Origin of the sequence: Chitinophaga sp. HK235 (assembly GCF_018255755.1) — a bacterium.
Taxonomy (GTDB): Bacteria; Bacteroidota; Bacteroidia; order Chitinophagales; family Chitinophagaceae; genus Chitinophaga.
Window position 1 is genome coordinate 1,383,638 of sequence record NZ_CP073766.1, and the last position, 25,272, is coordinate 1,408,909.

General features: G+C 51.6%; 1 protein-coding gene. It reads right to left on the reverse strand.

Going from position 1 to position 25,272, the window contains the following annotated elements:
• Window positions 1-11 precede the first annotated feature (11 nt).
• Entirely contained in the window at window positions 12-24,770 is a 24,759-nt protein-coding gene (locus KD145_RS04250; RefSeq protein WP_212004665.1) for a Calx-beta domain-containing protein, read from the reverse strand.
• Window positions 24,771-25,272 lie beyond the last annotated feature (502 nt).

Below are 25,272 nucleotides of genomic sequence, written 5' to 3' on the forward strand. Positions count from 1 at the left end.
ATTGTTGTCTCTTACCGTAATATTGTTACCCAGCCTTTATACTTTTTGATACCATCTGGTTTTCTTACCTCCAGGACATAGTAGTAAGTGGCTTCGTTCAGGCCTGAACCATCCCAGTCGTTTTTGTAATCTTTGGACTGATATACCATACTGCCCCATCTGTTATAGATGTAGATAGCAGAGCCGGGATATTTTTCCAGACCACCGATGATGAATCTTTCGTTTTTACCATCACCATTCGGCGTGATCACGTTCGGGAATGACAGGTCTGATCCTTCTATTTCCACTGTGGACACCGCCACGTTATTGGAGCTATCGGCATCCGGCATGTTGGTGCTGTAGGCAGTAGCTTCGTTGCTCAGCTTTCCGCCTTCTATTACGCGGGATGTCAGCGTCATTTGCACGGTAGCACCCACTGCCAGGTCACCGATATTCCATTCTACCAGTTTGGTGGCTGCTGTTACCACTACCTCTCCCCTTTCTGCGGAAGTGTTCGTAGGCACATCCAGCTGTACCGGCAGACGGTCTTCAGCTCTTACGCTGGTCACCGGTATGTTACCGGCGTTCCGTACAGTGATGCGGTAAGTCAGGTTCTGACCCATGCGGTAAGGCCCTGTTGCCGGTGCGATGATCTCTTTCGTGACGATCAGGTCACCAGCCAATTTATCGTTGTCTGTGATGGTTACAGTGGCTGCGCTGGCTGCACCTGCGGTGAAGGTGTAGCTGGCGGATTTTCCGCCGTTGAGCATGAACACCACTGTTTCCGGTGATTCTATTTCATTATCGTCCAGCACATTCACGGGAACGGTTACACTGTTGGCTCCTGCCGGGATGGTGATAGTACCGCTGATGGCTGTGTAGTCAGCATCCGGTGTGGCACTGCCGCTTATCATGTATTGTATGGTGATAGCTTCTGCCGTACGCTTGCCACTGGCCAGACTGATGGTGAACGCTCCGTTGATATTTGGCTCGCTGGCGTCAGGCTTGCTGGCGATAACAAGCAGACTCAGATCGGTGTTATCATCATCCGCAATGTTGACAGTAGCCGTGTTGTTAGCGCCTACGGTGTAGTTAATGTTAGCCGATTTACCACCGGAGATCGTGAGTACCACTGTTTCCACCGGTTCTATCAGATCGTCGTCTGTTACATTAACTGGTACGGTTACACTGCTTTGACCTGCCGGGATGACTGCCGTGCCGGTGAGGGCTGTGTAGTCCGCGCCGCTCGTGGCAGTACCCGCCACCGTATAGGTAACCGTGATATCTGCCGCCGGTATTTTTCCGCTGGCGAGGCTGATGGTGAATTCCCCTGCGGTAGACGGTTCTGCCGCATTGGCTTTGCTGGCAGTAACCATCAGGTCGAGGTTGGTATTATCATCGTCGGCGATGATTACGGTAGCAGTATTGCTGGCGCCAGGTTTGAGGACAAGGCTGCCTGCATTGCCGCCGGTACCGGTGATGATCACGGTTTCATCGCCTTCAATCAGCTGGTCATCGATCACTATCACGGGCACGGTTACACTGTTCTGGCCTGCAGGGATGACTACGGTGCCGGTGAGGGCGGTGTAGTCTGTGCCACTGGTAGCAGTACCTGCCACAGTGTAGGTGGCGGTGATATCCATCGCGGCGGTTACTCCGGTCGGGAGACTGATATTGAAGCTACCGTTGGTGGCCGGTTCTGCACCATCTGCGCCTTTGGTGATGTTCAGCACCAGGTTAGCGTCGATGGTTTCATCATCCAGGATGTCCACAGTGGCACTGCCTGCGGCAGTGAAGGTGAAGTTGGCCGAGCTGGCGCTGGTCTGTGTCAGGATCACTGTTTCAGTCCCTTCTATTATTTTATCATCCTGTACAGTAACCGGTATGCTGATACTGTTCTGACCAGCCGGGATAATAACCGTACCTGTAAGGGCAGTGTAGTCTGCGCCCGCAGTAGCGGTACCTGCGACGGTGTAGTTGACTGTGATATCTTCTGAAGAAGTGATACCGGCAGGCAGGCTGATGGTAAAGTTGCCATTAGTAGCCGGTTCGGCACCATCTGCGCCTTTGGCGGCGGTCAGCACCAGCTTAGCCGGTGTGATGCTTTCATCGTCAGCGATATTCACAGTGGCATTACCATTGCCGGTGAAGATGAAGTTGGCTGAAGTACCACCGTTGAGCGTAGCAACTACGGTTTCAGTTACTTCTATGATCTGATCATCTATTACTATTACGGGAACGGATACACTGTTCTGACCTGCCGGGATGACTACGGTGCCGGTGAGGGCGGTATAGTCTGCACCAGCGGTAGCGGTACCAGCCACGGTATAGTTCACGGTGATATCTTCCGAAGAAGTAATATTTGCCGGCAGGCTTACTTTAAAGCCGCCGTTGGTAGACGGTTCTGCGCCATCGGTATCTTTGGCGATGCTCAGTACCATGCTCGCCGGTGTAATGCTTTCGTCATCGGCGATGTTGACAGTAGCATTACCATTACCGGTGAAGGTGAGGTTGGTGGAAGCACCACCGTTCAGGGTCATGATCACGGTTTCAGTCTGTTCAATCACCTTATCATCTATTACGGTAACCGGTACATCTACACCCGTTCCACCCGCAGGGATGGTGATCGTTCCGGTGATGGCTGCATAGTCAGCACCGCTGGTGGCGGTACCACTTACGGTGTAGTTCACCCTGATGTCTTCGGAGGCACGGATGCCGTTCGGGAGACTGATGGTGAAGGCGCCGTGGGTGGCTGGTTCAGCCGCATCTGCTTTTTTCACAATATTCAGTATGCGGTTACCTACTACGTTCTCATCATCTATGATGTTCACCGTAGCACTGCTGCCACCGGTAAAGGTGAAGCTGGTGGAGGTGCCTCCTGTGAGGGTCATCACCACCGTTTCGGTAGTTTCCAGGAGATTATCATCGATTACCGGTACCGCTACGGTCACTTTATCCAGACCCGCAGGGATAACTACGGTTCCGCTGAGGGCGGTGTAGTCTACTCCACTGGTGGCGGTACCGCTGATGGTATAGTTTACGGTAACCGGTTCGGAAGAAGCGATACCGTTCGGCAGACTGATGGTGAACTCACCTGCTGTACCTGGTTCTGCGGCGTCTTTGGTAGCCGTTACCGTCAGTACACGGTTAGCTGCGATGTCGTCATTATCAGTAATATTCACAGTGGCGTTGGTGTTACCGGTGAAGGTAAAGTTGGCAGAAGAACCGCCAGCCAGTGTCATCACCACTGTTTCTGTATTTTCTATCAGTTGATCATCGATCACCAGTACCGGCACGTTTACGCTGTCCTGACCGGCAGGGATTACCACAGTGCCGCCCAGTGCCATGTAATCGGTACCTGCGGTGGCGGTGCCGCCGATAGTATAATTCACGGTTACGTTCTCGGCTACGGTGATACCCTTAGGAAGACGGATCGTGAACACACCATTGGTAGACGGTTCTGCTGCATCGGTTGTTTTTGTTACCGTCAATACCCGGTTAGCCACTACGTCATCGTTATCGGTAATATTTACGGTAGCGTTGTTGTTACCGGTGAAGGTGAAGCTGGTAGATGTTCCGCCGTTCAGTGTCATGATCACGGTTTCTGTTGTTTCAATCACCTGATCATCCTGTACGATAACGGGGATGGTTACACTGGGTTGATTGGCCGGAATGGTAATTACTCCGGTGATGGCGGTATAATCTGTACCTGCCGTGGCAGTACCAGTAATGGTATAGTTGACCGTGATGTCCTGTGCAACAGTAACACCTGCAGGCAGGCTGATTTTGAAGCCACCGTTGGTACCTGGTTCTGCTGCATCACCATTGTTAGTCACCGTCAGTACGCGGTTGGCGCTTACATCATCGTCATCCGCAATATCCAGGCTGGCAGTGCCGCTGGTAGCGCTGGCGGTGAACGCAAAGCTGGTGCTGGTGCCGCCGGTGAGGGTCATGATAACGGTTTCGGTGCCTTCAATGATCTTATCATCGATGACTGTTACTGGTATATCAACGCTGCCGGGTTGTCCCGCAGGGATTACGACGGTGCCAGTCAGGTTGGCGTAGTCAGTGCCGTTTTGGGCAGTGCCGCTGATGGTATAATTCACCGTGATATCTTCCGATGCGGTGATACCGGCAGGCAGGCTGACAGTGAAGCTGCCGTTAGTACCCGGCTCTGCACCATCTGCTTTTTTCGTTACCTGCAACACACGGTTGGCGTTGATGTTGTCATCATCATCAATCGTCACGGTAGCATTACCGTTGGTAGCGCTGGCAGTGAAGTTAAAGCTGGTGCTGGCGCCGCCGGTGAGGGTCATCACCACTGTTTCGCTGTTTTCAATGATCTGATCATTGATCACATTCACAGGTACGAATACCGTGTCTTTTCCAGCCGGGATGACTACTGTGCCGCTGAGGGCATCATAGTCCACGCCGCTGGTGGCGGTGCCGGTTATGGTATAGCTGACGGTAATATCTTCGGCCGAGGTTACTCCCCCAGGCAGGCTGATGGCGAACCTTCCGTTAGTAGTCGGTTCAGCTGCATTGCCTTTGTTGGTTACGCTCAGCACCCGGTTAGCTGCCGTGTTATCGTCGTCTGCGATATTCACAGTGGCGCTTCCGCTGGTGCTGCTTGCCACGAGCGTAAAGCTGGTGGAAGTCGCCCCTGTCGCCGTCAATATTACTGTTTCTGTATTTTCTATGATCTTGTCGTCAATGACTGTTACTGGTACCTGAACGCTGCCGGGTTGTCCCGCAGGGATTACCACGCTGCCGCTCAGGGCAGTGTAGTCACCACCCGCTGTGGCAGTGCCACCTACGGTATAGTTCACCGTGATGTCTTCTGATGCGGTATATCCTGTAGGCAGGCTGACAGTGAAGGAGCCGTTGGTGGACGGTTCTGCGCCGTCAACAGGGTCTTTCACAATGATGATCAGGTTTGCCGCTACATTATCATCGTCTGCTATGTTCACCGTAGCATTACCATTGGTAGCGCTGGCCGTGTAGCTGAAGTTGGTGCTGGTACCGCCGGTGAGCGTCATCACCACTGTTTCGGTGGTTTCAATCACCTTGTCATCAATGACAGGCACAGTTACTGTTGCGTCGTTTTTACCTGCCGGGATGGTCACGGTGCCGCTCAGCGCAGTGTAGTCCTTGTCGCTGGTGGCAGTGCCGCCGATGGTATAGTTCACGGTGATGTCTTCCGATGCATAGATATTTACCGGCAGACTGATGGTGAACTCACCATTGGTGTTTGGTTCTGCAGCATCGGCCGTTTTCTTAACAGACAGTACGCGGTTGGCCGCTATGTTATCATCGTCTGCAATATTCACCGTGGCGCTGCCATTGCCGGTTAACGTGAAGTTGGTGGAGTTACCGCCGTTGAGGGTCATGATCACGGTTTCTGTATTCTCTATCAGCTGATCATTGATCACCAGTACTGGTACGGTAACACCTGGATCACCTGCTTTAATCACGGCGGTGCCGGAAAGGGCGGTGTAGTCCGCGCCACTGGTGGCTGTACCGGAGATAGTATAGTTTACGGTGATGTCTTCTGATGCAGTATATCCTGAAGGCAACGTAATGCTGAAGGCACCATTCACCGTCGGTTCTGCTGCATCGCTCACTTTAGCAACGCTCAACACAAGGTTGGCCGCCACATTATCATCGTCAGCAATATTCACGGTGGCATTACCCGTACCAGTGAAGGTAAAGCTGTTGGATGAACCACCCGCGAGGGTAGCGATGACGGTTTCTGTCGGCTCAATGATCTTATCGTCTGCCACCAGAACAGGAATAGCGACACTATCCTTACCAGCCGGGATAACTACTGTTCCGCTTAAGGCGGTGTAGTCAGCGCCTGCGGTAGCGGTGCCCATCACGGTATAGTTCACCGTGATATCTTCTGAAGCGGTGATACCGGTAGGCAGACCAACTTTAAAGGCGCCATGGGTAGACGGTTCTGCTGCATCTTTATCCCGCGCGATACCCACTACGAGGTTGGCCGGATCAGTGCTCTCGTCATCAGCGATATTAACGGTGGCGTTGCCTTTACTGCTGCTGGCCACAAGATTGAAGTTTGTGCTGTTGCCGCCTGTTAAGGTAACGATCACGGTTTCTGTCGGCTCTATGATCTTGTCGTCTATAACAACTACTGGCAGGTCTATGCTATCCTTGCCGGCAGGCAACACGATGGAGTTGCCGATAGCTCCGTAGTCAACGCCACTGGTGGCCGTTCCTGCTACAGTATAGTGTATGGTGATATCCTGAGATGCAGTATAACCTGCAGGCAGACTGATGGTAAAGGCTGCATTGGTGGATGGTTCTGCACCATCTTTCTTTTTATCGATGTTCAGCACGAGTGCCGCCGGTGTGTTGTCGTTGTCCACTATATCCATGGCTGCACTACCGTTGATGGTGCTGGCGGTGAAGTTGAAATTAGTGCTGGCACCACTGTTCAGTGTCATGATCACGGTTTCGGTGGTCTCAATGATCTTATCATCGATCACATTTACTGGTACAGTCACATCAGGTTGGTTAGCCGGGATCACTACGGTGCCGCTGAGGGTCGCATAGTCAGTGCCATTCGCTGCGGTACCGGTGATGGTATATTGAACCGTCACGTCTTCCGCTACCGTCACACCTGCAGGCAGACTGATACTGAACGCTCCGTTAGTGGAAGGTTCTGCGGCATCGGACTTCCTGATCACACTCAGCACCAGGTTTTCCGGTGTGTTGTCGTCATCGGCAATGTTTACGGTAGCGTTGCCGTTGGTGGTGCTGGCGGTGTATGGCGCAGCGCCGGTGCCACCGGTGAGGGTCATAATCACCGTTTCAGTGTTCTCAATGATCTTATCATCTATCACATTAACGGCTACGGACACACTGGGATCTCCGGCTGGTATCACCGCGGTATTGGTAAGGGCGGTGTAATCCGCGCCGGCGGTGGCAGTACCTGCTACGGTATAGTTCACGGTGATAGGCACTGCTGCGGTATAACCGGCAGGCAGGCTTATAAGGAACTTGCCGTTGGTGGCCGGTTCCGCGGCGTTGCCACCGTTGGTAACGCTCAGCACCCGGTTGGCAGCTATGTCATCATCATCGGCGATGTTCAGCGTAGCGTTGCCATTGGTAGTGCTGGCAGTGAAGGTAAAGTCCGGAGAAGCGCCACCTGTAACGGTGAGGATCACGGTTTCTGTCCCTTCTATGATCTTATCATCTGCAACGATAACAGGCAGGTCTACACTGTTCTGATTGGCGGGTATTACCACTGTACCGGAGAGGGTGTTGTAATCTGTTCCGTTGATAGCAGTACCTGCAATGGTATAGTTCACTGTTACCGGCAGGGCTGATGTTACATTAACAGGCAGGCTGAAAGTGAATGCACCGTTAGTGCCAGGTTCTGCTGCATCTGTTTTCTTCGTGATGCTGATCACCTGATTGGCCGCTGTATTATCGTTATCGGTGATATCCACGGTGGCGGTACTGTTACCGGTTGCCGGCGTGAAGTTAAAGCTGGTGCTGGTTCCACCGGTAAGGGTCATCACCACGGTTTCTGTACCTTCTATGATCTTGTCGTCGTTCACGATTACCGGTACGGTAACGCCAGGTTGACCGGCAGGTATTTTCACGGTAACTGGCAGGGTCGTATAGTCATAACCTGCACCAGGAGTAGCGGTACCGCCCACAGTGTAGGTTACGTCGATGTCTTCCGATGCGGTATAACCAGCAGGCAGACTGATGGTAAACTCACCAGGGGTACCTGGTTCAGCGCCATCGGCCGTTTTCTTAACAGACAGTACGCGGTTGGCGGCTGTATTGTCATCATCGGCGATGTTCACAGTGGCATTGTTGCCAGCCGGATCTGCCGTATAGGCGAACGAGTTAGCATCAGTACCGCCTGTAAGGGTCAGTATGGCCGTTTCGGTATTCTCGATGATCTTATCATCTATTACCGTCAGCGGTATGCTAAAGCTGTTGGTATTGGCTGGCAGGGTTACGGTGGTAACTGTGTAATCGGTATTACGGACAGCGGTACCACTCATGTTATAGGTCAGTGTGATATCTGCTGCGGAAGTATAACCGGCAGGCAGACTGATAGTATAAGCTCCGTTAACAGAGGGTTCTGCAGCATCGGTAGTCTTCTCCACTTTCAGTACCTGGTTGGCAGCAACGGCATCGTCGTCTGCTATGTTGACGGTAATATTATCCTTAGCCGGGTCTGGCGGGAAGATAAAGGCTTGCGTGCCACCATCTGTAGCGCTACCCGACAGGAGTTTGAATTTCATGGTTTCAGTAGGCTCGATGATCTTGTCGTCCAGTACATTGAGATCTACTGTTACGCCATCGACACCAGCCGGGATCACAATAGTGCCCAATGCCTGGTAGTCCACACCGGATATGGCTGTACCGGATATGCTATATCCTATAGTAACAGGCCATGCGGAGGTGGCACCACCTGCCAGCTGTACCCTGAAGGTACCTTTGGTGGCTGGTTCTGCTGCGTTGGTACCGGCAATTACCTGTATAGGTGTGCTGCTGGCAGCATTGGCATCTATGATGTTCACCACCGCGCCATTACCTGATGGGTCTATGGTGAACGGATAACTACCGGAGACAGCGTTCGTGAGGGTCAGTATTACTGTTTCAGGTCCTTCGATGATACCATCATTAATGGCGTCTACATCTATGAACACCTCATTGGCTCCTGCCGGTATCACAATATTGCCGGAAGTCAGGCCCAGTAAACTGTAGTCTGTTGTATTGATAGCTGTTCCCGCCAAGGTAAAGCTAACCACCACATCCTGGGAGCTGGTAATACCCGGAGGCAGGGAAATCCTGTACTGGCCGTGGACACTACCTTCTACCGCATCGGATACTTTGGTGAGCAGCACGATATTGCTATTACCTGCGAAATCATCATCAGCGATGGTTACGGTAGCGGAACCTCCTCCACTGGCTACGGTATAGGTGAACTGTGAATCATTACCACCGGTGATATTCAGGATCACCGTTTCATCCGGTTCTATCACTTTATTGTCTATGACATTCACTGGAACGGCTACACTGTTTTTACCTGCGGGTATGGTGATGGTACCGGTAATAGGCTGGTAGTCTGCACCAGGAGTAGCGGTACCGGCTACAGTATAAGTTACCTGGATATCGCTGGCTGAGGTGACACCTGTTGGCAGGCTCACGAGGAAGCCGCCGTTGGTGGACGGTTCTGCAGCATCGGCTGTTTTGGTAACAGCCAGTACCTGGTTGGCGGCGGTATTATCATCATCTGCTATATCTACGGTAGCGCTGCCATTGGTAACGCTGGCGGTATAGGCAAAGCTGGTGCTGGTGCCGCCGGTGACAGTAAGGATTACTGTCTCCTGACCTTCGATAATCTTATCGTCGATAACAGTAACAGGAACGGCTACACTGGATTGACCAGCCGGGATGGTAACAGTACCAGTCAGCGCGTCGTAATCTTTGCCACCGGTGGCTGTTCCACCAATGGTATAAGTAACAGTGATGTCTTCTGACGGTTTGATACCGTTAGGCAGACTGATTTTAAATCCGCCGTTGGTGCCCGGTTCTGCAGCGTTGCCGTCGTTGGTAACGCTCAGCACGCGGTTGGCCGCGGAATTTTCATCATCAATAATATTGACAGTAGCTGTACCATTGGTTGGGCTGGCTGTATAAGTCAGGCCAGCGCCTGTACCACCGGTAATTGTCATGATCACAGTCTCGGTGTTTTCCACGAGCTGGTCATCCATCACCAATACCGGTACGGATACACTGGGTTGTCCTGCAGACAGGACCACAGTGCCTGTCAGCGCGGTGTAATCAGACCCACTGGTGGCTGTACCAGCTATGGTATAGTTGATAGTAATCGGCGCAGCTGCAGTGTAACCGGCAGGCAGGCTGATCTTAAAGGCGCCATTGGTGCTTGGTTCAGCGGCATCGCCGTCGTTGGTCACACTCAATATCTGATTGGCAGCTACATTATCATCATCCGCAATATCAGCGGAAGCGCTGCCATTGGTCGGGCTGGCGGTGAAGGCGAAGCTGGTGCTGGCGCCACCGGTAAGGGTGAGGATCACGGTTTCTGTACCTTCTATGATCTTATCGTCCGTTACAGTCACCGGAATCAGTACGGCATTCTGCTCTGCAGGCAACACTACGCTGCCAGTCAGCGTCGTATAGTCGGTACCGTTGATACCAGTACCGCTAATGGTGTAATTAACAGTCACCGGTTCTGATGAAGCTACCGTTCCAGGCAGCGTAACCTTGAAGCTTCCGTTAGTGGAAGGCTCGGCGAGGTCTGACAATTTCACGATGCTGAGCACACGATTCGCTGCTGTATTATCATCATCCGCGATGTTAACGGTAGCGCTGGCGTTGGTTGTGCTGGCAGTATAAGTGAAGTTAGCCGAAGTACCACCTGTAACTGTGGCGATGACTGTTTCTGTATTTTCAATGAGTTGATCATCGATCGGGTTGACGGACACGTCCACGGCGCTGGCGCCGGCAGGGATGGTAGCTGTACCGGTGAGGGCAGCGTAATCCGTACCGCCGGTAGCAGTACCGGCAATGGTATAGTTGACCGTAATATTTTCAGAAGCCTTGATACCGGCTGGCAGGCTGATGGTATAAGCCCCGCTGGTATTCGGTTCTGCAGCATCGGCCTTTTTACTGATGCTGAGCACACGGTTCGCTGGTATATCGTCATCATCGGCAATGTTCACCGTTGCGCTGCCGGCGGTGGTGCTGGCAGTGAAGATGAAGTTAGTGCTGGCGCCACCGGTGGCCGTCAGTACAACGGTTTCTGTCGGTTCGATGAGCGGGTCATCTATCACGGTAACGGGAACGAACACGGTGTCTTGTCCGGCCGGCAGTACAACAGTGCCGCTCAGCGTTGCGTAGTCTGTACCGTTAATGGCGGTACCGCCGATGGTGTATTGGATGGTCACCGGTTCTGATGAGGTAATACCTGCCGGCAGACTGATACTGAAGCGACCGTTGGTGGACGGTTCTGCAGCGTTGCCCATGTTGGTCACTGTGAACACACGGTTAGCAGCGGTATTGTCATTATCAGCGATATTGACAGTTGCCGAAGCGTTGGTGGTGCTGGCAGTGAAGGTAAAGCTGGTGCTGGTACCACCGGTAACGTCGAGTGATACGGTTTCTGTTGTCTCGATGATCTTATCATCGATGACTGCTACCGGTACATCAATGCCGTTCTGACCTGCTGGTATTACCACCGTGCCAGTGAGTGCTGTATAGTCAGTACCGGCGGTAGCTGTACCCGCTACTGTATAATTTACAGTGATGTCTTCGGAAGCGGTTACGCCCGTTGGCAGACTGATAGTAAAGGCGCCATTGGTAGCTGGTTCTGCGGCATTGGCCTTGTTTTTAACACTGATAACGCGGTTGGCTGCAGTGTTATCATCGTCGGCAATATTCGCAGAAGCTGTAGCATTGGTGGTGCTTGCGGTATAGCTGAAATTTGTGGAGCTGCCGCCGGTGAGTGTCACCACCACGGTTTCTGTATTTTCTATTTCCAGATCGTTGATTACAAAGACAGGCAGTGAAATGCCGTCTTGTCCCGCAGGGATGGTCACGCTGCCGCTTAAGGCAGTATAATCCTTGCCGCTGGTAGCGGTTCCTGCTACGGTATAATTCACGGTAATATCCTCGGAAGGGAAAACACCTGCAGGCAGGCTGATCTTAAACAGTGCATTGGTGGATGGTTCTGCGCCATCGTTGGTTTTAGTGATGCTCAGTACACGATTGGCCGCTGTGTTATCATCATCCAGGATATTCACAGTAGCATTACCGTTGGTAGTGCTGGCAGTAAAGGCAAAGCTGGTGCTGGTTCCGCCGGTGAGCGTCATGATAACCGTTTCGGTGTTTTCCATCAGCTGATCATCGATGACAGTCACAGGAACGGATACACTGTTCTGGCCAGCCGGGATAACTGCGGTGCCAGTCAGTGTCGTATAATCGGTACCGTTAATAGCGGTGCCGCTGATGGTGTAAGTCACGGTAATGGGCTCAGCAGCGGTAATATCATCAGCAGCGGTGGCGCCTTTAGGCAGATTGATTTTGAACTTGCTATTGGTAGCCGGTTCTGAAGCGTCTCCCCCATCGTTGCTCACGCTGAGCACACGGTTGGCAGCTGTATTATCGTCGTCAGCGATGTTGGCAGTGGCACTGCCATTGGTGCTGCTGGCGGCGAAAGTAAAGCTGGTGCTGGTACCGCCAGTCACCGTTGCAATGACAGTTTCAGTGTTTTCAATGATCTTGTCATCGATAACGGTGATTGGCAGGGTAATGCTGTTCTGTTTTGCAGGCAGCACCACCGACGTTCCCAGAGCGGTGTAGTCTGTGCCGCTGGTAGCGGTACCGGAGGATGTATAGGCTATGGTTATATCTTCAGATGAAGTGACGCCAGCAGGGAGACTAATCGTAAACTCCCCGTTGGTGGCCGGTTCCGCGGCATCAATTGTCTTTTTGATGCTTAATACGCGGTTGGCGACGGTGTTGTCATTATCTGCAATGGCCACGGATGCGTTGCCATTGGTAGCGCTGACGGTATAAGTAAAATTAGTACTGGTGCCGCCGGTGAGTGTTACCACCACTGATTCCGTGTTTTCAATGATCTGATCATCGATCACATTAACGGGCAAGGCTACACTCTTCTGACCAGCCGGAATGGTAACGGTGCCGGTAAGGGCGGTATAATCAGACCCACCTGTGGCTGTACCGCCAACGGTATAGCTGACGGTAATGTCTTCCGTAGGTGTAATATTGGAAGGCAGACTGATGGTGAATCCGCCATTCACGGCCGGTTCCGCCGCGTCGGCAGCTCTGGCTATGCTCAGTACGAGATTGGCCGGTGTGTTTTCATCGTCGATGATATTTACAGTGGCGTTGGTAGCGCCGCTGCGCGGAGTCAGCGTAAAGTTGGCAGAGCTGCCACCTGTTACGGTAACCACTACTGTTTCAGGGCTTTCCAGGAGCTGGTCATCTATTACTACAACCGGTAATACCACACCGTTCTGGCCTGCAGGAATCACTACGGACCCGCTCAGCACATTGTAATCCGCACCCGGTGTGGCTGTACCGGCAACTGCATAGTTCACTGTAATGTCTTCCGATGCAGTCACACCTACCGGCAGGCTGATGTTAAATGCACCATTGGTAGCCGGTTCTTTTGCATCCTTACCCCAGGTTACCCCTACTGTGGTTTTAGCAGGGTCATTGCTGTCATTATCAGCAATGTTCAGCGTAGCCGTAGTCTGTGTGCTGCTGATATTATAGGCGTTACCGCTGGTGGTGCCGAAGGCGCCGTTCAGCGTAACAGTTACATTTTCTGTTGTTTCGAGGATGTTATCATCGGTCACTATTACGGGCAGGGCTATACTGTTGCTGCCTGCCGGGAAGGTCAGGGTACCGCTCAACGCCGTATAGTCGGTACCGTTAGTCGCAGTACCTGTCACCGTATAGTTCACGGTGATGTCTTCCGTAGCGGTCACGGTGCCAGGCAGACTGATATTGAAGGAGCCGTTCTGTGCTCCTTCTTTGCCGTCCTGACCTTTGGTGATGGCCAACGTCTGATTAACAGCGGTCACGCCACCGAAGGTGGAGAAATTCTGTATGCCGCTGAATTCAACGTAATCTACGCCATCCTGTTGACCAGTGGCTGAAGGAGTAAGCTCGTTAATATTAGCCAGCCCTTCAGGAGCCAGATCGGCCAGTGTAGCGGTAATATCACCGGTATGTTTGAACCATGTCCAGCGTTGTGTGCCTGTTACGCCACGGGTACCGGAGAGCATATTCTCTGCATTGGTTCTTTCAGCCGGGTTCCAGAAGAGGCGGAGCGTAACGCCGCCGTTCAGCGTCATGTCTGTACCGGTGTAGCTGATTTGTACCAGCCTGCGCATTAACTGTGTACCGTAGTCGGTGCCAACGTTCTTGCCCAGCGCTGCATTCATATTCCTGTTCACATCTACAACAGCAGACAGTTTGGTTACATCCATGGTGTTGCCATTCAGGGCAATGGAGGCGATGTATTTGTTCGCATCAGTAGGATCAATGAAATACAGGGTGCCCTTGTCGATACAGGTAGCCGCTACTGTTCTCACCGTAGCATCCGGCACCAGGTTAGCGGTACGCTGGAGATGACTGGTGATGAGCGTAAACACTACATTATCTTTCAGGGCGCTCACGTTTTCAAAACTCACGATACCGCCGTTAAAGCTGGTAGCAGGTATTTCGGTCACCGTACCGGTAGCGAAGTTACCGTCGCCGTCTTCGTCGATCATGATCGTGAAATCCGCCGCTGAAGTGCCTTTTACGGTGATGCCGTTCAGATCGAACTGCATGCTGAGCGGCTGGGTGCTGATATCGTAATTGGTGAACTGTGTTTTCCATTCCTGCGTGAGGCGCTCAGGGATACAGCTGCCCACGGGCAGATCTGTTCCGCCAACAGTAAGAGCGTTGCTGTTACTTCCCAGCAGGATATAACTTTTATCTGCACCAAAAGTATTGGTATTATCCGCATTGGTGGCGGCAATAGCGCGCATGCCGACAGTCAGGATGGAGCCGGTATGTACGCTGCGTGATTGTTTCTGCACTAAGGCTTCCCTGTCATCCCGACCAATACCGAAGATGTTGTTTTTATAAATGTTATTGGCAGTAGCATTCCAGATCACGGAGCCATCTGTAGCCAGGTAGTTCTGTGCAGTGCTCTGGTCGAGCGTGATGCCATATTTAATACCGAGGTATGATTCTACCTGTCGGGCTTCAGTAGCCGTGAGGGCAGATTTGTATACGATCACCTCAGGGATTTTACCGTTGAAGATGCGGTTATCAAGAGCTGCGTTATCTGTGGTACGACCGCCCACTTCAAAGAAAGAGCCGCCTGCCTGCGTACCGCAGCTAGCGCCGAGAGGACTTTGTTTGCCATTCAGCCAGGTACTTCCATTCAGCGCATTGTTGGCATTTACATACACGCCACGTACGAGATTAGGAGCTGCATAAGGAGGAAAAGATGGCGCCACAAGGCATCCGCCGCCGTCCAGGGCATAATTAACGCTGGTTGTATACACCAGTCCTCTGCCAGCATTAGCTGATGCCGACCATTCGCCGTTGGTGGTGAAAATACCTACCAGACCATTGACTGCAGGACCTTCCGGAGTACTAACAGAGAAGATGGACAGGTTAGGTGTAGAGTTCCAGTTGGCATCGGCATTACCTTTCAGAGATTTGCCTACTGCGCCAGAGAAGTCAACCGCCGGGTTGAAGTTGATGCCATTGGGCACACGAATAATGTCTGCCGAAGCAGCGATAGGATCTGTATGAGCAACAGGTGTCGCACGCAGTTCAGTAGGCATAGCGCTGCTTTGGTTCAGCCATTGCTCTACCTGGTTGCCTCCATTCACCTGTAAGTCGGCGTCTGCTTTCACCCACAGCATGTCACCAGACACACCGCCCGGTGAGGTCACGAAGCTGGCGAAAGTGAAGTATTGGCCGCTAGTCATGTCCAGTGTGGTGGAATAACTAGGCACGCCATTCACGTCACCGTCAGCCAGCTGTATGAACTGGTCCGTACCGTCAAAAGTAGCGTCGTTGCTGATGATCAGGTAAGGCCTGTTTGCGCTGCGAGGCAATTGATCTTTGCGGATGGAGATGGCCACCGTACCTACAGTACCGGATTCCTGCACTTTCCATGTTCTTGCCATACGGGTGGTTACAGCGGAGTTGCCGGTAACAGCCGTGGTGAAGGAAGTGCTGGCGCCATCATCGCCCCAGACCATATATGATTTATCTGCGGAGAATGTATTCGTATTGCTAAGGTTGTCTGTCGCGATGCTGCCCAGACCCACTATGGGCTGGAAGCCGGTGTTGATGCTCTGGCTTTGCTTCTGCGCAAGGCCTTCCACATCATCGCGGCCGATACCGGTTATGTTATTTTTATAAGTAGCATTGGCGGTGGCATCCCATACTTTGGTGGTGCCATCGGTAGCCAGATAGTCTCTTGCTGTAGTTTGATCCATCGTGTAGCCGTACTTGATAGCCAGATAAGTGGACACCCGTTGCAGTTCGTTGGTGCTTAACGCGGCGGGATATACGATCACCTCACCGATGGTACCTCTCCAGGACTGGTTAATGTCCCAGGGAGCACTACCGACTTGTGCACCGCCAATGGTTGTGTTCCAGCTCTTAGCCGCCGATCCCAAAGTCGCCATTTTGCTGTAGAGCGTGGCTGTGCCGTTAGCACCGCCGGCCCATACACCGACCATTTCATTAAACATGCCTGGCTGCCAGTTGCCTGCGGGGCTGATAACATCATTAGCCCAACCCACAAAATCGGCGGTACCGTTGCTGCCTACGAGCGCAATACCGACACCCTGACTGGTAGTGGCCCCACCGTATCCGAGTATATACTGATTGGCCCCGCTGACAGCCGGTACGCTACCTGCACCGAAGAATGTTCTGGCGCTGGTGCCCATTGGCAGTTTGTTGATATCGAGATTCAGAAAATCTGCCCCGTCGAATTTCACTACAGGGTTAAAGTTGGCATTGGTCGTTGCGTTCCTCATGTACAGCGGCTGGTTGACAGCGGTAGCTTGTGTACCGTTGTTCAGGTCTGAAGCATAATCTGTCCAGCCGTTGATAGCACTATTGTCAGTGGTGCTGGAAGTACCTGCATCTGCACGCAACCAGAGGGAAGTGCCCACTACCCCACCCGGTGTTTTGATAGACGCACCATAGGTGAAGTATTGGCCATTAGCCAGGTCCACATTGGCGGCGTAATGTTTCACGCCATTGAGCGTCATGGCGGTCACCGGAATGAACTGGTCCGTTCCGTCGAAAGTAGCGTCATTGCTGACGATGAGGTAAGTCTGCGCAGCATTGGGCAGCGCGTCATAAGGCACTGCCACCTGTACAGTACCGACAGTGCCGGATTTCTGTACTTTCCAGACTCTTCCCATGCGATAATTGGCTACAGGGTGACCTGTCAGCGCGGTTTTAAAGAGACCGCTGCCGGCGTTGTCGCCCCATACCATGTATGATTTATCAGCAGTGAATGCATTGGCATTGCTGTTGTTTGTTTCTGAGAGGCTATTCAGACCGATCGCCAGCTGCATACCGCTCATGGTATTGCGGGATTGTTTCTGGTTCAGGTCTTCTGCGTCATCACGACCGATACCGGTAATATAATTACCGTAGCCGGTGTTAGTGGCAGCATTCCATATCGCGCTGCCGTTAGTGGCCAGGTAGTCGGTAGCGCCGTTGTTCAGCGTGATACCATATTTGATGGCCATGTAGCTGTTCACCTTCTGCTGTTCAACCAGCGTAAGCGGCGTGGTATATACGATCAGGTCGCCCATACGGCCGTTATAGGAACCAGGGCCATTCCAGCCAAGCTGGAATGGAATGCCACCACCGGTGATGATATCAGTCTTATTAGAATTGGCCACATTCAACCCATTCTTGTAAATAGATTGTTTGTTAGCAGCAAGGCTTACATTGTTGGTGGCTGTCCAGAGAATTACCTGGTTATTAATATCCCCTGCATTAAAGGTAAGGCGGTTGTTGAGATACGGGGCATCCCAATACACCACATTATCATTCCAGGTAGCATGTAATGTAAACTGGTTAGTTCCGGCAACAGGAGCTGGTTCCGTAAAGATAACGGTGGGATTGGCGACAGCCTGACAACCCGCATAAAAAGCATAAGCAGTATTGTAAGTACCAGTCTTCAGGAAAGAGCCGCCTGCCATCGCATGAGGAGCGCCATTAAACTTCACCACCGGGTTAAAGTTCAGGTTGGTCGCGGCATTATCCATATATATCGGCTGATTGGCCGGCGTAGCCTGCGCCACGTTATTACCGTTAGGGCTATAGTCGTTCCAGCTGCTGATCGGCGTGTTGTCAGCCGTGGCAGAAGTAGCAATATCTGCGCGCAACCATATCAGGTTGCCGCTGGCTACGCCACCGGGGTATTTCACAGCTGCGCCGAAGGTGAAATACACACCTTTAGGCAACAGGCTGGTGTTGAGGGTAATGGTTTTGTCTGCATTCAGCGGCAGTTCCTGATTGATCGTTGCAAAAGTAGGATCTGTGCTGATCAGCAGATATACCTTGGTGCCTACCGCACTGGCTTTCAGTGTAATGGCCTGATCCGTCCAGTTGGTTTTATCCACTTTCCATACGCGGGAAAGACGGCGGGTGGCATTAGTGCCGCTTATAACTGTTGTGTAAGAAGTAGCTGACAGCCCGTTATCTCCAAATACAAAGAAAGATTTATCGTTGGTGATGGTATTGGTATTCTGTTCGTTGGTGAGCTGAATATTGTTACCCAGCGAGAGGGTCACAAAACCGGTGTCTACACTGAGTGATTGTTTGGTATTCAGCGCCGTGGCGTCATCTCTACCTATGCCGGTTATACGGGATTTATAGGTTGCATTGGCGGTCCAGTATTTGGAACCGTCTGTGGCCAGGTAATCGCTGGCGCCGTTGTTGATGGTGATACCGTATTTCAGGCCGAGGTAAGACTCTACGGACTGGCGCTCTACGTCTGACAATACGCGGTCATAAGCAATCACCTCTCCCATTTTGCCCATCCAGTAGAACCCTCTGGCGGCGATGGTACGAGAACCTATGGAAATAAGATTACTGGTAAGCGGCGTTAAATTGATAGTACCCTGATTGTCAAGCGCATAGTTGCCAAATATACGTACGCCATTGGCAGTATTGTTGGCCTGGGCGGCACTGAAAATATAGGGTTTGTCGGAGAGGTAAGTAGCGCTTCCGCCTATGCCAACCACCGATCCGGCGTTCTCCAGGTAGTTCAGTTGTCCGGTGCCGACAAGCCGGAATTCCATACCATGTGCCGAACCTACTGCTCCGCTGCTGACAAGGTCTCTTACTGTGGCAAATCCGGAACCGCTGGCAACCGCAAAAATAGTAGCGGTGGAAGGATTGATGCGGGTAGTGGTAATATCCAGAAAATCGTCTGTACCATCGAACACAAGGCCGTAGTTGAAGTTGAGTGCTTTCGCGTCGGTAATAGGCTGGCTGGCTACTACACCCTGTAATGCGTCATTACCGAGGTTGCTGTAATCGCTCCAATTGTTGCCACCGGATACACCATCATCTGCGCGCAGCCAGAAGGAAACGCCATTGTTTACGCCATTCGGTCCGGTGATATTTTTCGCAAAAGTGAAGTAAGCACCGTCGGGCAACAGGCTACTGTTAAGGGTCGTAGTACCATCAGCATTCAATGCATAAGCAGCATCTCCTGCACCGAAAGTATTGTCTGTGCTGACAAGCAGATAGATACGTGCATTACCGCCGGATAATCTGAAAGTAATGTCCTGATCTGCCCAGTTATTTTTCTGCGCTTTGAAGATGCGGGTCATGCGGCTGTTCACCTTATTGATACCGGCAACCGGTGTCAGGTAGGTAGTAGCGGCGCCATCATCTCCAAAAGAGAAGAAAGAAAGATCATTGGTGATATTGGTGGTATTGGCTTTATTGGAAGTAGCCACTGCTGCACCCGCAGCGAGGGTTACGATACCAGTGTCTGCGGCCACGGACTGCTTCTGCAGCAACATGCCTCTGTCATCACGGCCTATACCGGTGATATGTTTGGCGTAAGCACCGCCGGCAGCGGCTTTCCACATGGTGGTGGTACCGTCGCTGGCGACATAATCCATTGGTGTGCCTATGCCCAGTGTCAGGCCATAACGCAGCGCCATATAGGATTGTACCTGCTGACGTTCGAGCGCGGTCAGCTTGCGGGAATATAATATTACCTCTGGGATATCGCCATTCAGTACCGCATTGTGGCCGGCGCCGATATAATCCTTGTTCCCGGCTGGAGAGAGGAAACTCACAGCATTGGGATTGGCTGTCAGCAATACTTTACCGTCCACACCAGCCGCCCAGTCGTTGGTAGCGCTCCAGATGTTCAGCATATGCGCATTGCGTATGCTCACACCCGCGGGATAAGCGAAGTTCATACGACCGGTGTTGGTACCGAAATAAGTAAATTGATTATTGTTGGTGTAGTTATAAAACGCTGCTCCGCCGGCAAGGGTACCTCCAAATTCAAAAGGATACATCGCGTTACCGGTGTTGTCAACGTTGGATGTTTGTACAGAGAATACTTCACCTGCGGTAAAGGTATTGGCTATCTCCGGCTGCTGTATGAAATAGTTGCCGGTGGCGCCTGCTCCACTGAAGCTGATGCCCGGGTTAAAGTTGAGAGAAGCCTCCTTCCAGGGGAGTGCTCCCGTGGTAGCGAGCGTCCATGTACGTCCAGAGGCGCTCAGTTCTTTCCATTGGGTAGCGTTACCTCCACTTACCACCACCGCACTGTCGGCCCTGGCCCATACTTCCAGTCCCCCAGCTACACCAGCCGGAGCTGCCTGCGTATTGGCGAAAGTAAAGAAGGCGCCGTCAGGCAGCAGATCGCTGCTCAGGGTAAGCTGGCCGTTGGCATCCAGTGCATACGCTTTATCTCCTGCCCCAAAGGTTTCGTCGGTGCTTACCAACAGGAAGTTGGAGTTGTTACCACCGGTCAATCCCAGTCTGATGGAACTGGTAGCCCAGTTGGTGCGGTCTATTTTATAGATACGGCCCATGCGTGCAGTAACATTCCCCAGGCCTGTAACGCCCTGGCTATACGTAGCGGGCTGACCGTTATCGCTGAAAGTAAAGAAAGAAAGGTCGTTGGCGACAGTGGTGTTATTCTCTGCATTGGAGGCAGCCAGACCAGTGCCTGCACCAATAGTTACATTGGCACCATCCAGCTGTGACTGGCTTTGCTTCTGTAGCAGGGTACCGTTATCATCTCTGCCGATACCGGTGATACGTTCACCATAACCGGTATTTTTAGTCGCAGTCCACATTTTAGTACTACCATCACTGGCGAGGTAATCGGTAGAAGCTCCTGCGGCTGTCTTCAACGTGAGGGCGTATTTCAGGGCCAGATAACTGTTCACCTGTGCACGCTCAGCGGCGTTTAACTGCCTGTTGTAGAGGATCACTTCCGAAATGCGGCCATTGAAAATAGAATTATGTCCTGCGCCGATAGCGGAATTCAGCCCTGCCCCTCTGCTGAAAGTAACCGGGAAGGTAGTGCTGCTGCCGATGGTTTTGCCATCGAAGTTGACTGCCCAGTTGCCAGGAGCGCTCCAGTTATTTAATATATGTGCCTGTTGTATATTAATACTTCCCAGCGGATAACCAGGCCTTGAGTTGGTACCAAAGTGCGTATAGTGGGCCCCGTTATAAACATAAAACTGTTGGGTAAGTGTAGTGGGATCGCCGCCAAATTCAAACGGGAAGCTCGCTATGGTAGAGGTAGCCGCGAGGTTGGAAGCCTGCACAGAGAAGATTTCCCCAGCGGTATAGCTTTCCGTAAACCTGGGTACGCTGAAATAGTTATTTCCCAGGAAGTTGATAGCAGGATTATAGTTAATAGCATTCTTTTGCCAGCTGAGGGGCGCATTGGCAACACCGAGCGGCCATTCCCGCTGCACGGCCTGGTCCTGCCATGTGAGGATGCTGCCGTCCACTACCGATGTACCAGCGTCTGCTTTCACCCATGTCTGCAGATTGGTGGCTACGCCGCCTGGGAATCGCTGTTGTTGGCCGAAAGTAAAGAAAGCACCATTGGCCAGGTCTGCACCGGAAACGGTGACAGTTCCTGTGCTGCTCAGTTTCAGCTCTTTGGTAACAGTGCCGAATCCAGCGTCTGTACTGATGAGCAGATAATTATTCCCGGTGCCACCTGCCAGTTGCAGTGTTATCTGCTGGCCATTATCCCAGGAAGCAGTTTTCTGTATCTTCCAAACCCGGCCCATGCGGCGGGTAGCGTTCGCACTGGTGACTGCTGTAAAGTAGCCGGTGCTACCACTATTGTCACCAAAGACCAGGAATGACTTATCCTGCGTAAAGGTATTGGAATTGATGGCATTGGAAACAGCAATGGCATTTCCCAGCGCAATGGTCACGATACCGCTATCCTGGCTCAGGGATTGTTTCTGATTCAGTATGCTGCAATCCTCACGGCCAATGCCGGTAATGCGTGTGCCATAACCTGTGTTAGCGGCAGCCGTCCATATTTGTACGGTGCCGTCGCTGTTAATATAATCGGTTGCGCCGTTATTGAGCGTGATGCCGTATTTGAGCGCCATGTATGATTCAATGCGCTGTATTTCGGCAGGTGTAAGGTCTCGGTTGTAGATGAATACTTCCGGAATAAATATTTTTGAGTATTCAGCATAAGCATTGCCGCCTACGTCCAGTGTCCATCCGGAGGCGCTTGAGGTGGGGCCGTTTTTCCGTAATACGCCGTTGCTTTTAAATTCGTAGGCACCACTGGCCGCTCTTTCAAAAGAGTAAAGTTTTCCTTTTGCAGTAATGGCATTACCCGGATCGATCCAACCTTCCACATATGCGCGGTTTTCCATCCCGGCGTGCCATCCCATCAATTCATTGCTGGAAGAACTGGTGAATACGCGGCCGGTCTGCGACCCTTCCAGTAAGCCCATACCCATAATGGAGTATGCCCCGGAGACGCCTGCCGAAGCAGGCACCAGGTGGGCATCATTACCATCGTAGTAAATAGCAGGGTTGAAGTTGACCATGCCGGTGGTATTATCCGGATCACCGACAACCGTCATATGATTGGCGTTACCGGAAATATCGCCCCAGTTCACGCCGTTCACCGCCTGGTCTGCCCGGTACCATGCCACTACGCCGTTGCTCACACAGGCAGGGCCTTTGGCTGCCATGGGAATGCCGTTGCCAAATTCCGAAGTACCGCAGGTATTAGCGGGGATACGCAGCGTGGCCGTCCAGAAACCGAGGCCGGTAGCACCCGGACCAGCATTGTAAGTGATGGTCTGTGTAGAGGTGCCGGCAGAAAGTCCTGTTAAGGACGTAACATAATATTGCCCGCTCGTTTTGTTCGTAGCGGGATCGTTGGCATAAATGTCTACTGTATATTGTGCACCGGCGGTTATATTCGGAATGGTGAGCTGTAGCTGGTACTGCCCCCCTCCCAGCGCGGTGGATGACACCAGTACCGGCGTCTTACCCCCGGCGAGGGTATAGCTACAGTTACCGCCCTGTAAAGAGATGCCGGCAAGGGTATTATTATATATGGAGTTGTTGGTGATGATTACCTTGGTAGGCGCTACGTTTACGATGCCCGCACCACCATTATCATGTATCACACAACCATCCACCTGCGAGTCTGTCACGCCGGCGCTGCCATAAAACCAAATCCCGTGATTCGTATTATTCACTACCGTATCCCCCTTCAGGTCTACGTCGGTAACAGCGTTGGTACCGTTGATGACGATACCAGAGCGTTCCTGATTATAAAAAGATGAATTGACAATGTCTACATTACTTCTGGGAGCGTCACTGTAAAATTCAATACCATCCACGTTTCGCGTGAATTTGGAATTCGTCAGCTGAAAATTGGTGGCTGCTCCTATTACATAAATACCGTCTACATCAAATTCATTAAAAGTAACATTATCAATATTTACTCCGGTGGCAGAAGCATAAAAGCCGATACCCACGTCAGCATCATCCGTATTGGCAGGTTTGTCAGCATCTAATATGGAGTTAGTGCAGGTAAATCCGTTGACTGCCCCTTCAAACCGGACATTGGCATTACCGGCGAATTGGCCGGGTATCCTGTTTACGATGACTGCCTTGTTAATGGTTACATTGCTGGCAGCACCGTTGAACCAGATGGCGTAAATATCATTTTCATTAATATCAACGGTATCGATGTTGATGTTGTTCGCTGTGTTGTCAAAGCGGATGGCGTAGTCCCCGTCATCATCCGAAGTGACCACATTCATATCTATCGTCGTCTGTTTGATCTGGAAGTTGGTGGCCGGATAATCGCAATAGATGCCCAGTGATACCCCGCCCCATAAGCTATCTATGATCACATTCCTGAACAGCACATTATTGGCTGTTTCCACAGGGCCTGCGGTATTATCAAACAGCACTGCATTCTGGAAGCCGCTGATGTTACTGTTGGTGAACGTTAATCCGTTCACACCTGCGTCGCGGAACACGATACCTTCTCCCCCACGCGTATTGTTGGCCGTACTGAGCTGGATATTATCCATGATCAGGTCGGTCTGCGTACCGCCGGTAAAATAAAAAGCCCGCCCGATGTGTGTGGTGCCGGCACCTGCCGACTCTACGTCAGTAGAAGAGATGTTTCTCACCGCTAGCCTGGTGGAAGCTCCCTGTACCCGCATAAACGAATTCAGGTAGTTACCCACTGTGCTGAAAGAGCGTATATTCTCTATCGTTATACCCGTTGTATTCGGAAAAATGTCCACATTAATGTCCCCGTTATTCTGCACGGTAAAATTCCGGATGGTCACACTGTCCGCATTGATCACAAAAGGATTGATGACCGAATTGGTGCCCGTAGAATACAGCGTGATCTTGTTCTGTCCGTCGATCGTCAGCTTTTTGACCGTAATGGTGGGCAAGGAAGTGGCCAGCGTGATCTGTCCGTGCACATTAAACACGATCTGGTGCGGCCCTGCGCCTGCTGCGTTGGCATCCAGGATAGCCTGTCTTAATGATCCGGGCCCCGCGTCGTTGGTATTAGTGACGGGGAAGACGCCAGCAGTGGCGGCGACGGTCATCAGCATGCCAGAAAGTGCCAGTAACAACCTTTTACAGCTTTTACTGAATAACCTTGCATCGGGATTCAAAACATTTAAGAGGGACATCATGCAGTAAACTTTGGGTAATAAAGGGCCGAGACCACTATGGTATGCATAGCGGACCAGGAAACGATTTTTAAGAAACTATTGCGTGCTCAGCGGGGATATGGTTGATTGTTAAACCCGGCAAATAACTCTTCTATGCCGGTATCGATCAAACACAAGATTATGGTATTATGAATAACAGGATTTGTACCGGCGTATAACGGTAAAGTCCACATGTAATGACGATTGTGTAAAGTTCCCCATAGGAAAATATTAAGATTACAAAAAAAGGATACGGGTATCATTGGTTTGTCCTAAGTCTCAAATTGTTCACATGACTCAACGGAACAAATCTCTTAACGAAAGTAATCAAACTAACCTTACCCGATTGTCGCTGTAGTTCGATATATGCGTAGTAGTTATACTACAATATCATGTTTCTTATACTTCAGGGCAGTAGCACCGTCAGCGCTATACAATAAAAAAACTACAAACAACTATATACATCGGAAGAAAAATATATTAC